Genomic DNA, 10,993 nt, shown 5'->3' on the forward strand with positions numbered 1-10,993 from the left:
AACTCTTTTATGCTAATATTTTAAATATTAGCATAAACAAGATAACCTATTTCTCATAAAAAAAACCTTTAAGTTCAACACCTTACTTATCTTCAGTTAAAAATTGCATATGAAGTGCAAGAAATGAGGTTGAGAAAGTCGGAAAACGCTTTCATTTTCTACCTTGATTTTTGTGAAATAAAACATAAATAAAAGGAGCTTACTAGCAATGAATGTCTTTTTGATTACACCTACTACTGATTTACAAGAAGAATACTTAGATTTTTATAACGAATGGAAAGATAGCGGTGAAACGATGATTCCGTGGGTTATTTCAAAGGCCCCTTCTAACTTTCCGGCTATGATTCAAGAATTACTCGATGCACATAACGGAGTAAACCTTCCTGAATCTTGGGTACCAGACTCTACGTATTGGCTCGTTACAGATGAAAATAAAATTGTAGGAGTTGTTAATATACGTCATAGTTTAAACGAACATTTATTTAACGCTGGAGGTCATATCGGTTATGGCATTCGCCCTTCTGAAAGAAGAAAAGGTTATGCTACGAAGTTATTAGAGTTATCGCTAGAAAAAACGAAGGAATTAAACATCGAGAAAGTACTTGTCGTTTGTGACGAAGTGAATACAGGATCAGAAAAAACAATCTTACATAACGGCGGGCTTCGTGATGATGATTTCATTGAGGAAGATGGAAATATTGTAAGAAGGTATTGGATTGAACTATGAATAATTAAAAACAAGCCAGAAAGTGATTACACACTTTCTGGCTTGTTTTATGCTACTTCTATTTCAAACTGTACTGTAATACCACTTGGATCTACTACTGTAAATCCATTTGTAGTTTCATTTATTTCATGTTGTTTTTCTATTAATCTTTCTTTCACTTCATCTAACGCTTCTTTATGCGGTAGTACAATCGTATATACCTTTAGTCCAGTTGCATGTGTTGGTGGGTGCGGATTATTTACTCCGTTCCACGTATTTGCACCGATATGGTGATGATAGCCTCCTGCCGAAATAAATAAGCAATCCTCTTCACGCTGCTGTACCTCAAAGCCTACCGTCTTTACATAAAACTCATGTGACTTTTCTACATCAGCTATTCGTAAATGTACGTGTCCAACGACAGTATCAGCAGGTAAACCAGCAAACTCATAATCAACGAGCGTTGCCAATGCTTTTAAATCAAGCGGCGTACTTCCTCCTGGTCCTTCTCCCCATTGATCGCGCGGGCGGTCTGCATATATTTCAATTCCATTACCCTCTAAGTCTTGTAAATAAAACGCTTCGCTATACGTATGATCACTTGCACTATTAAACCTTGAAATTGGTAAAATTTCATTTGAATATGTATAACGCCCTTCTTGTTCAGCCGGGCTATCAATTACATTCTTATTACGAAGAACCCCAAATAGTGCCGAAGCAAAAGCTTCACGAGTCGGAACTAAAAAAGCAACATGATATATACCAGTCGTACGTGGTTCTTGTAGTGCCCCATCCTCCAACTTTTCAAGAACAAGCAGCGTATTCTTACCACCCTTTCCAGATAAATACGCTTTATTCCCCTCTTGTTTAATTACTTCTAAGCCTACTACATTCTCATAAAAAGCAATTTGACGTTCTAAATCTTTCACTTTAAATGCAACATGACCAATACGTGTTTTCGGATGAATTTGTACCATGGATAACTCCATCTCCTTATCCCAATATTTTTCCATTACATATAACCGTTACTATGAAGAATACAACCAAAATCACCCTATGTAAATAAGAAAAGTCAGAATTTATGCATATTTTTATTTTCTTAATAAAAAAGCCACCTCTTCTAACTTTCAGAAAAAGTGACTTTATAACTCTTATCTCATTTTATGTACTTCAGCAACTAACTTTCCGCCCTGAATGCCCATATAAAGCTTCACAGGTGCGTCGTTCGTATTTTCAAATACTAAGTCTAAGTATGGATATGCAATTGTAGCATCTCTTCCTTGTGGCACATAACCAACTGTTTTAGAATGCGTCGTTCTCTCTACCATTTTCAAACCAGCTTGATCTGCTGCATTGTATAAAGTCGAAGATGTTTGACAAACACCTCCACCATATCCATCTACTAATTTACCATCTACAATTTCTTTTCCTAATTGATATCCTTTATCTGGCGTTGTATCACCGATTAATGCATTAAAAGAGAAGCGGTCTCCTTTTGCTAATACAACTCCATCTATGCTCGCCGCTGACAAACGAATATTCTCAATACGGCCACCTGTTGATCCACCTAAATTCGTTTCATATCTACCAATTACCGTACCACTTCCTTGCGCATCACTTAATGTTGCCGTAGGCTTTTTCTCTGTGATTGGTAACTGATATGAAGAATCCCACATACCAACATTTAACAATTTATCTACTAATTCTTTTTCCATTAATTCATAAGAAGGTTTTCCTTCTTGCCAACTTCCATCAGGTGCTATACGTGATGGAACCATCTTTTTATCAACGGTTTTCCCAACCTCACTAGCAACCTTCGTTACCGATTTTTTAAATTTTGCTTCGTCTTCAAAATAGCCTAAACTAGACAAATCTATTTTTTTCACTTCAGTACCTGTTCGACTATCAACTAAACTAATAGAATCCTGCACTTCTGCTTTAGCCGCGACAGTGTGTCCACCAATATCACTTACTAATGCAACATCACTTACTTTTGTACCACAACCACTCACTACAGCTACGCATAGCACCCCAACTAAAATACCCTTTATTTTACGGAACAATATACTCTCTCCTTTTCCCCAACACTGCTTTTATGTATTATTTCATTTTTATGTATGTTTTGTTACAATCATTTTACAATATGTTTATAAAATGTTACAAGTTATTTTTTACTCTATTTAAATTACTCTTTTCTTTTGTAAATGTCTATACATATTTTTATGAAAATGTAAGTTTAGCAAATTTGTAACCTTTATGTAACCTCTCCCCTTCTATCCATTATATACCATTAAATAAACGAAAAACAAATGTAACAACTCCCTGTTCTTATTTATAAAAGTAAATCACGTAAATATATTTAGGTATTTGCCGTGCCACTGCTCCGCTTTTACACATACAGTATCGTGTATTTAACCTATTTTAAAGAAATGGAGGACGTTTTTATGTATCCCTACAATCCATATGATCCATATAACCAATACGGTTATCAGCCTCAATATGATTTACAAGCACAATACCAACAATATATAGATCAAACAGAACAAGTTAATCCATATGACCAAAATAGACAATTTCAACTTCCAATCTCTTTCCCTGGTACTGGAAACCGTCAACTAGAACGACGAGTAAATGAGCTTGAGCAAAGAGTACGTCAATTAGAAAATACTGTTGAGCGCCATACACGTAGACTAAATCGCTTAAACCAACGTTTACGTACAGTAGAAAACAGACTTAACATTCCATTTGCAGCGCTAGAAGACGGATTTTAATTTTGAAAATAAAAAATATATAAGGAAGGGTCTTCCCTTCCTTATATAAATTGACGAAAGTTTTCTCCATCTCTATACTGATAAGAGTTAATGAAATGAAACAAGGTGATAAATATGGATTTTGAAATAAATTATCTTTCTTTTTATGTTGTACAAGTAGAAGGAAAAGGTGAAGCAGTTGATAAACGCTATAAACATTTTCAAACATTAGACGCTGAAGAATATGAAGATAGCTCTTTAAAAGAATTTTTGAATGGTGAATTATTAAAAATTTCAAAGCGAAAAGTAGAACGTCATGCCAAAACGGAACAAGCCCCAACAAAGATTGGGCGCTTTATTGTAGAAGAAGGGCACGAACTCGATTCAAACCCTCATTACAACCTATTTAATCGTATTCGTTTTGCAGAAACAAAAGAAAACTTCAAAGATATGAGCGAGCCTCTCGTTTATACATATCTTGACACAAGCGCTGTTCGTGGTGGTGTATTTTTAATTGCTCAAGCAAAACTACGTAAATACTTTGATGACCCGTTCGTATTCGTTATGAAATGTGACTTTGAACCGAAAGTTGCCTCTATTTCAGATGAATCAACGCTTATTCGTAACGTTGAAATGGCCATCACAACGAAGAATATGAAATCTATCCAATATCCGTACATGCCTGAAGAAGGTATGGTTGAAGTAGGCGAACTAAAAATACACCAAGCATCACATGCCCGCTACTTCGAGGACTTCTTAAAATTCGTCGAATACGAACGCTCTATGCCTGAAATTATGAAAACACAAGTAATGGACATGGTATACGACCAAATTGAAGATGTATTTGAAGAAGGTACTGAAGAACGCGAACAATTCGACCAAGCAATGGAAGTATGGGCTACCAGTCCGAAGCGGGAGATTATGGAACAATTTTCAACCGAAGAAGTAATGGAAGCTACCGCTCAAATCGTCGAGCACGCCCCAGAAGTGGAATTAAAGCTAAAAGCAGATCATATCTCTGTGAAGGCCCTGCTTGCTGATTTCGGAGATCAAATACATATCGCGAAGGTAAATGACCGATACGTATTAATGATTGAGGCTGATACACTTACGTTTGAAAAAGGCTTCTCTCCTATTGAGTTTCTGAAGCCAGATGAGTTGCAAGATGTGATTGAGCGGATTGAGAATAAGCAACAGTTTTCATATGATCCGAACGGGGTTGAATAAAGAAAATCAAGTAACCAATAAACATGTTTTAAATAACAACTATGTGTCTACAAATGAGACCACACAATACTAAAAATTTCGATTCTAACATTGAATAAATGCTTCCCTATAACTATTTTTTTACTGAGCGCTATTAACAAAGCGCTCTTTTATTTTGGACTTACTTGACGTTTACTTTAAAAACCGATTCTACTAAGAATCGGTTTCTCTGCTTTATAACAAGATGTGCTTATTTATTAAATTTTTTTGATTTAAGATAAAATTTGTTGCAGTATCTAAATAAATTCGTTCCTTGTTGTACAAACATATTTCCAGTTGAAATATCCTTTTCAATATGTTCTTGTATACAACGTACTACAATTTTTTCACTTTTTACTAATAGACCCAGTCCTTCTATAAGTTTTTGATGTTTTTCCTTATAGTCACTATGTATGTTATTAAAATAAAAATTTCACTTTACTACCTCAAATTTATTGTACTCGTAAAAAGATAATTGAAAACGATATTCTGGATGCTCTCTCACCCAATCGTAGGCTTCTTCTAAAATATCCATTTTATTTTGTAGGTCATTAAGTTCACTGCATTCGTCCCTTCTCTGTTTGCACAGAGGGCAGAACCCATTCACTATCGTGGCACTCATCGCACAAATAGTTTTATTTTCTAAGTCAACTAATATATGAAGAATAAGAGAATGTTCTGCTGTTGTAGTCACCATCATTTCAGCAATCCTATCCTCATTCCAAAAGACACCGTTTAATTCCATCTTTACGTTAATATCTTTGATATCCAAATTTATCATCATCGCATCTCCCATATATATAACGCTTATCTTACTCTTCAATTTTAATCTTTAATCCACCGCGGTTTAAAGATATATTAAGCTTTTTCTAACTCCTTTTTACTATAAGAGGAAGTGTAATAAAAATAAAAAGTGATGTGAATATAATATAAAAAATAAAACAGTTAAAATGTTAAAGATTGCTTCCATTTAACTGTACCCTCTTTCATTTTTATGAGCTCTTATTTTATTAATATATTTTAAAATTCTTACGACGCCTTAATTTTCAAAGCAATTATAATAGCCAAATTACAACAACAAATTGATTCCTAATTAAATTTGAATACTTTACTCATCCGTCAATACGATGACTTTAAATTTATATAGCTAGAAATGGAGGAGAATGTCACCTAGACTGTGCATTCTCCTCCATCTCAGCCAAATATTTAAGCTGCCGCTCCGCTTTTCTCACCGCTGTAGGGAAATGTTTTTTCAGAAGTTCTACTGTATTTTCACTTATATAATACCTTTCCGTTATACCTTCCCACGTTTCACTACTTTCAAATGTACTCCACACAAATGGTCGTTCTGCATGTTTCTTCAGTTCTTTAAACACCCATTTTCGCATCTTTTTTTTCGCTTTTTCTGTTAGTTTTCCGTTCTTTACAAGTTCAAGCTCACCATGTCTCTTGTATCGCTTATTAATATCTCTCTCGCTATATATTTTAAGAAGTATATTTGCTGTATTCTCAGCATCTGCTAAAGCGCGGTGCTGCTTTCCTTCCCACGTTAAACCGAGTTGTTCTACTGCAGATTGTAAACTTGGTGTATGCTCAAATAATTCTTCATACGCTTGGAAAACAAATTTTTGCAAATCAAATCTACTGTCTTTTTCCATACACGGGCATTCTAGGCCATGTAATGTACAATCATGAGATAGAAAATGATAATCTTCTTTTCCCCATGAAATAAATACAGAATCTTCTCCAATGAACTGAATAAATTTCTCTATAATTTGAGGGAATTTCTCTACACCAATTAAATCTTTTTTTGTAATTCCCGTTAATTTTGTCGTATGACGAGTAAGTCGTGCACCCGGTTTTACTAACTCCGAAAATTCTCCAATTACCTTCATTGTACTTGCTTCTATTTTTACAGCTCCGATATCAACTATCTCTGACGGATCTTCTGATTTATACGGCCTAAAATTTCTCTCTATATCAAACACAATAAAATGTGTAGCGTTTTTCAATTTATTTACCTCTTTCTAAAATCCTTTTCACACACATACTTTATTTTCAGTATCTATTTATTCATACACTTTATGCATGAAATACCTCGTATAAAAAACAAAAATTCAGTCTTATTATCATATGTACATTGGAGGATATTCAATAAGAACGCAAAAAAAGAAGGGCGAGCCCTTCTTTTTTTCAAAAATTACTTCTTGTTAACGTTAGTAGCTTGTGGTCCACGGTTACCTTGTTCTACTTCGAAAGTAACTTCTTGACCTTCTTCTAAAGTTTTGAAGCCGTCGCCTTGGATAGCTGAGAAATGAACGAATACGTCTTCTCCGCCTTCAACTTCGATGAAACCGAAACCTTTTTCTGAGTTAAACCATTTTACTTTACCGTTTTGCATGAAAAAAATCCTCCTACAATGTACCTATATGTACATATTCATTTTCAACCACCTTACAATAATAAACCAGACATTAAAAAACTGCAACCCCTGAGGAGATTTAACATTGCTATCCTCCTCGGAAGTTACAGCTCATTTAAATCTCTATATTATTAAAAGTAAAATGGTTTAAACATACTATATCATATCAATATAATAAAAGCAAAGTTTTTTTTGCTAAACAACTTTTTTCTTCCACTGCATCGCTTTTGATTCACCTGATCCAGCTACAACATAGCCTTCTTTTTGATTAACAATGCGCCAACCATGCCCTTTAACCGAGTCACATACTGTAACAATCCCTTCATTAAGATGCACACGGCAAACCGTGCTAACGCCCGCCTTATTTTGCGTTGAAGTCGTATATAGCACATGTTGATCTACACTTAAGTCTAAATAGCTACTAGCTTTCTGCTCACTTTGACATGTATGCCAATATAGTTTTTCATTCTCAATACTTTCATCTATTTTACAAAAAGAAATATTACCACCAATTCCTTTACACGATCCACTTGCTGCTACTAGATAAGAATTATGTAGAGTCAACGCAGAAATCATTTGATTCATCGCTATTTTAATTCTTTTTAATTTACGTTTCTCTAAATCAAAAAGCCAAACACCACCATATTTCGCATGTATTTTCGTACCAATAAATAAGTAATGTTTATATAAGAATAACGAACGAATAGACGGTGCATCACTGCCATAATCAAGAAATGGATGAATGGTCTCCCATGTAGAACCGAAATTATTAGAAAGATACAATGTTTTATCTCCATGAGCAATGACAGTTCCTTGTACATTACTACACACATTCCAACTCGTTGCTTTTGTTGGAAAACGCTGAATTGTCCAGTTCTCTCCACCATTCATGCTACGAATAAAAGTCCCTTCGTCGCCTACACCATAAACTATATTATCTACGCTATGTAAATCCCGAATTCGTTTTTGAAAGCCATTTAAAATCTGTTTCCATTCTCCGTCTTGTTCAATAAATAAGCCATCATATGTAGTAGCTAACATAAGTTTTCCATCTCTTAATTTTGTAATAGCAGTTGCACTTAACATTGTCTCCACGTTGACACTCCCATTCTTAGAACTTCTCAGCAAATGCAATTGCAAAATTACTGCATTTTTCAATATCCTCTTCATCTTCTGGAGATAATTCAATTTTCAATCCTTCTTGTACAAGTTCTGCACCGCGTTCTACAAGACGTTCTTCAAATATCGTCACCGCTTCACAAAACAGTTCATATGCCGTATCACCTGATCCAAATACAGCTGCTTTTTTTCCTGACAAATCTATATTTTCTAAATCCTCGTGGAAATCTTCTGCCTCAAACGGCAATTCACCATCGCCCCACGTATAAGATCCTAAAATAATTCCATCATAAGCTAGCAATTCTTCAGCATCCATGCCTTCCATCTCTTGCAATACTACTTCATGATCAAAAGCATCCAAACTTACTTTTATTAAATCAGCAATACTCTCTGTATTTCCTGACATACTCGCATACGCAATTAAAATTTTCGCCACTTTGGCATCCCCCTCTTGCAATGAATGATTCTCATTCTCATTATATTAATAATGAGAATCAATTTCAATTATATTTTTCATTTTTATTTATTCCATACAAAAAAGCACAGATGACTATACAATCACCTGTGCTTTTTATTACTTTTTAAAAATACCAAATGGCTTTCCAACTGGTAAAACAACTTTTCCGAAGTGTGTATTTAACACTGCTGCGGCTGAACCATAGAAAGATAATAATGAAATACATAGTTCAGAATATGCTGCTAAATTATGCATTGCGTGCGGCATAACACCTAAAGTACTTAATGAAAGACCAATAAATAAGAAATCAATAAGTACGAAAATCATAAATAATACTTTATGTGTTTCCATTGCACCAATCGTCATAAAGATTGTGAAAATTAAATATCCGATAAAGGCTACACCAAGCTGTTTTGAATCTGCAGTTTGGGCTAATTTTTCGCCGAATACTCCAAGTTGAATTAACCAAGTCATTCCAACACCTAACCAAAACAGGCCGTACGCACCAAATGCTGTCGTACCGAACGTGTTGTTATGCTTTGCATCGTGAATGCATGCAAAGATTTGTGCAAATCCCCCTAAAAAGATTGCCCATGGTAATACAAGTGAAACGCCATCTGTTAAACCTAACTTTTGAGATGATGCTACAAGTGTTACCATTGCTAATCCAAATAGACCGATTCCAGATGGATCTGCTGTTGTCATTTTCACATGATGTGTAGTAGTTTGATTGCTCATATAAACCTCCTGATTATAAACATACTCGAATACAATACTTAAATCAGCAGGCTATGTCAATGGTTTTTTTTGTATGTTGTCAGACCTTACATCTTATAATAATCGAATATACTTTCGACCACTTCGTAAGGTTTTATATTCACATTTTTCAACTCATTTATCGGTATCCATAACGGAATATAACAACCTCTATCTTTCTGCTTAAACTCCTCACCTTTTCCGCTTCCGAATACTCCGTCCGTAATATAGGCTTCATAATAATATTCGGTACCTTTATACTTTATCTTTGTAATAAGGTGCTTTACTTCTATATGTAACCCTAATTCTTCGTATATCTCTCGCTTCGTTGCCTCTTCCGATGTTTCTCCTTCTTCTATTCCACCGCCTGGAAAAACGTAATATACTTCATCGTCTCGAACACGTTTTATTAGAGCAATTTTTCCATCCTGTACAATAATAGCCACGCCGCGATTTCTCATCATTTTATTACCTCAATACGAACCGCAACTGTTCCCCACTTTTCTTCTTGTTCTTTCGTATATATTTTGTATGTACTTTCTAACATTTCCTCTAAACTATCATTTTCACAATCCAATAACTTTTTATCAATTTGCTCGTACATTTCTTTAAAGCTTTCGTATCGCTTTACTTCCGTTACTTTTACAACCATCGTTTCTGCTGTCGTAAGGTTCGTAAATACAATTTCATCGCCTTGTTTTATAAGTTGACGTTTTTTATCGTATAAGCGTACTTCATATACCTTTTTTCCTGATTGAATTGACTGAAAAGGTTTATTATATAACCCCATTTCGTATCTCATCCACTCCACTCCCCGTTATTCATTTTCTCTACTAACATACTTACATCTTACTAATTCATACAACACAGTTCGCCTTACTCCACCTTGCATATAATGTTCCATATCCATTACTTGCTTTAGAAAGGATGCTAAATTTGTTATGTTATATTTAAATCAAAAACCTGAATATAGTAAATATGATATTGGTGATTATACTTATAGTAAAGTAGGTCCAACTATTTTTTCTTGGAATGATGAAACGAAATTGAAAATAGGTAAGTTTTGTTCATTAGGAGAAGAAGTCGTTTTCATACTTGGCGGCGAGCATCGTGCTGATTGGATAACGACTTACCCATTTAATGCTCTCTTCGATGAAGGAGCACATATTACTGGTCATCCTTCATCAAAAGGTGATATCGTAGTCGGCAATGATGTATGGATTGGTTATCAATCCTGCGTTTTATCTGGTGTTACAATTGGTAACGGGGCCATTATCGGCGCAAAGAGTGTAGTTACAAAAGACGTACCTCCATATGCAATTGTAGCTGGGAACCCTGCCAAACTAGTTCGCTATCGTTTTTCACAAGAAACCATTGAAAAACTAGAAAAACTTGCATGGTGGGACTGGGATATTTCTGTCATAAAAGGAGCTATTCCATTTCTACTCTCCAACAAAACCAATGAATTTTTCACCTCACCCGAAAAAGAATCTACATGATTGATACACATAAAAAAGAGCATCCTATTCTTACAGGAT

At 34.8% G+C, this 10,993-nt stretch carries 14 protein-coding genes; 4 read left to right on the forward strand and 10 right to left on the reverse strand.

What is annotated here, in order from left to right; translation table 11 throughout:
• Positions 1 to 208 precede the first annotated feature (208 nt).
• Entirely contained in the window at positions 209 to 727 is a 519-nt protein-coding gene (locus BTOYO_RS03715) for a GNAT family N-acetyltransferase (RefSeq protein WP_001100446.1), read from the forward strand.
• A gap of 47 nt (positions 728 to 774) precedes the next feature.
• Here BTOYO_RS03715 and BTOYO_RS03720 read toward each other — a convergent pair whose 3' ends face one another.
• Positions 775 to 1,683 carry a VOC family protein gene (locus BTOYO_RS03720; RefSeq protein ID WP_000249862.1) on the reverse strand — a complete coding sequence of 303 codons (909 nt, stop codon included), beginning with the start codon at positions 1,681 to 1,683 and terminating at the stop codon, positions 775 to 777.
• Positions 1,684 to 1,857: 174 nt separating this feature from the next.
• Positions 1,858 to 2,769, reverse strand: coding sequence for a VanW family protein (locus tag BTOYO_RS03725; RefSeq protein ID WP_000488649.1), 912 nt, complete (start codon positions 2,767 to 2,769; stop codon positions 1,858 to 1,860).
• A 381-nt stretch (positions 2,770 to 3,150) separates the two neighbouring features.
• Between BTOYO_RS03725 and BTOYO_RS03730 the strand changes: the two genes are divergently transcribed.
• Together BTOYO_RS03730 and BTOYO_RS03735 are read left to right on the forward strand one after the other, a co-directional pair.
• Entirely contained in the window at positions 3,151 to 3,477 is a 327-nt protein-coding gene (locus BTOYO_RS03730; RefSeq protein ID WP_000283716.1) for a hypothetical protein, read from the forward strand.
• A 114-nt stretch (positions 3,478 to 3,591) separates the two neighbouring features.
• The gene (locus BTOYO_RS03735; RefSeq protein ID WP_000345051.1) at positions 3,592 to 4,683 is read left to right on the forward strand and encodes a DUF3900 domain-containing protein; all 1,092 of its coding nucleotides are present in this window, start codon (positions 3,592 to 3,594) and stop codon (positions 4,681 to 4,683) included.
• Between the two features lie 451 nt (positions 4,684 to 5,134).
• Here the strand turns inward: BTOYO_RS03735 and BTOYO_RS03740 are convergent, their stop codons facing one another.
• The 8 genes from BTOYO_RS03740 to BTOYO_RS03775 form a co-directional block, all read right to left on the reverse strand.
• Positions 5,135 to 5,482 carry a hypothetical protein gene (locus tag BTOYO_RS03740; RefSeq protein WP_000609017.1) on the reverse strand — a complete coding sequence of 116 codons (348 nt, stop codon included), beginning with the start codon at positions 5,480 to 5,482 and terminating at the stop codon, positions 5,135 to 5,137.
• A gap of 385 nt (positions 5,483 to 5,867) precedes the next feature.
• Positions 5,868 to 6,713, reverse strand: coding sequence for an exonuclease (locus tag BTOYO_RS03745; RefSeq protein ID WP_000786409.1), 846 nt, complete (start codon positions 6,711 to 6,713; stop codon positions 5,868 to 5,870).
• 188 nt (positions 6,714 to 6,901) lie between these two features.
• Entirely contained in the window at positions 6,902 to 7,102 is a 201-nt protein-coding gene (gene cspB / locus BTOYO_RS03750; RefSeq protein WP_001179148.1) for a cold shock-like protein CspB, read from the reverse strand.
• Positions 7,103 to 7,318: 216 nt separating this feature from the next.
• Positions 7,319 to 8,218 (reverse strand): WD40/YVTN/BNR-like repeat-containing protein, encoded by a 900-nt coding sequence (locus BTOYO_RS03755; RefSeq protein ID WP_000449503.1) that lies wholly within the window; start codon positions 8,216 to 8,218, stop codon positions 7,319 to 7,321.
• Between the two features lie 16 nt (positions 8,219 to 8,234).
• Positions 8,235 to 8,678: a flavodoxin gene (locus tag BTOYO_RS03760; protein ID WP_001062761.1), complete on the reverse strand. Its 444-nt coding sequence runs from the start codon at positions 8,676 to 8,678 to the stop codon at positions 8,235 to 8,237.
• A gap of 138 nt (positions 8,679 to 8,816) precedes the next feature.
• The gene (locus BTOYO_RS03765; RefSeq protein WP_000070943.1) at positions 8,817 to 9,437 is read right to left on the reverse strand and encodes an acetate uptake transporter; all 621 of its coding nucleotides are present in this window, start codon (positions 9,435 to 9,437) and stop codon (positions 8,817 to 8,819) included.
• An 86-nt stretch (positions 9,438 to 9,523) separates the two neighbouring features.
• Positions 9,524 to 9,919, reverse strand: coding sequence for an NUDIX hydrolase (locus BTOYO_RS03770; protein ID WP_000986157.1), 396 nt, complete (start codon positions 9,917 to 9,919; stop codon positions 9,524 to 9,526).
• The gene (locus tag BTOYO_RS03775; protein ID WP_001268354.1) at positions 9,916 to 10,257 is read right to left on the reverse strand and encodes an ASCH domain-containing protein; all 342 of its coding nucleotides are present in this window, start codon (positions 10,255 to 10,257) and stop codon (positions 9,916 to 9,918) included. Before BTOYO_RS03775 ends, BTOYO_RS03770 begins: the two co-directional genes overlap by 4 nt.
• A 139-nt stretch (positions 10,258 to 10,396) precedes the next feature.
• Between BTOYO_RS03775 and BTOYO_RS03780 the strand changes: the two genes are divergently transcribed.
• Positions 10,397 to 10,954 carry a CatB-related O-acetyltransferase gene (locus BTOYO_RS03780; protein ID WP_000966319.1) on the forward strand — a complete coding sequence of 186 codons (558 nt, stop codon included), beginning with the start codon at positions 10,397 to 10,399 and terminating at the stop codon, positions 10,952 to 10,954.
• Positions 10,955 to 10,993: the final 39 nt, after the last annotated feature.

It is taken from the genome of Bacillus toyonensis BCT-7112, from assembly GCF_000496285.1.
Classification (GTDB): domain Bacteria; phylum Bacillota; class Bacilli; order Bacillales; family Bacillaceae_G; genus Bacillus_A; species Bacillus_A toyonensis.

Coding starts and splice junctions, on each gene's coding strand:
- BTOYO_RS03715 (WP_001100446.1), top strand. CDS start 209: ATGAATGTCTTTTTGATTACACCTACTACTGATTTACAAGAAGAATAC.
- BTOYO_RS03720 (WP_000249862.1), bottom strand. CDS start 1,683: ATGGTACAAATTCATCCGAAAACACGTATTGGTCATGTTGCATTTAAA.
- BTOYO_RS03730 (WP_000283716.1), top strand. CDS start 3,151: ATGTATCCCTACAATCCATATGATCCATATAACCAATACGGTTATCAG.
- BTOYO_RS03735 (WP_000345051.1), top strand. CDS start 3,592: ATGGATTTTGAAATAAATTATCTTTCTTTTTATGTTGTACAAGTAGAA.
- BTOYO_RS03740 (WP_000609017.1), bottom strand. CDS start 5,482: ATGATAAATTTGGATATCAAAGATATTAACGTAAAGATGGAATTAAAC.
- cspB (WP_001179148.1), bottom strand. CDS start 7,102: ATGCAAAACGGTAAAGTAAAATGGTTTAACTCAGAAAAAGGTTTCGGT.
- BTOYO_RS03765 (WP_000070943.1), bottom strand. CDS start 9,437: ATGAGCAATCAAACTACTACACATCATGTGAAAATGACAACAGCAGAT.
- BTOYO_RS03770 (WP_000986157.1), bottom strand. CDS start 9,919: ATGATGAGAAATCGCGGCGTGGCTATTATTGTACAGGATGGAAAAATT.
- BTOYO_RS03775 (WP_001268354.1), bottom strand. CDS start 10,257: ATGAGATACGAAATGGGGTTATATAATAAACCTTTTCAGTCAATTCAA.
- BTOYO_RS03780 (WP_000966319.1), top strand. CDS start 10,397: ATGTTATATTTAAATCAAAAACCTGAATATAGTAAATATGATATTGGT.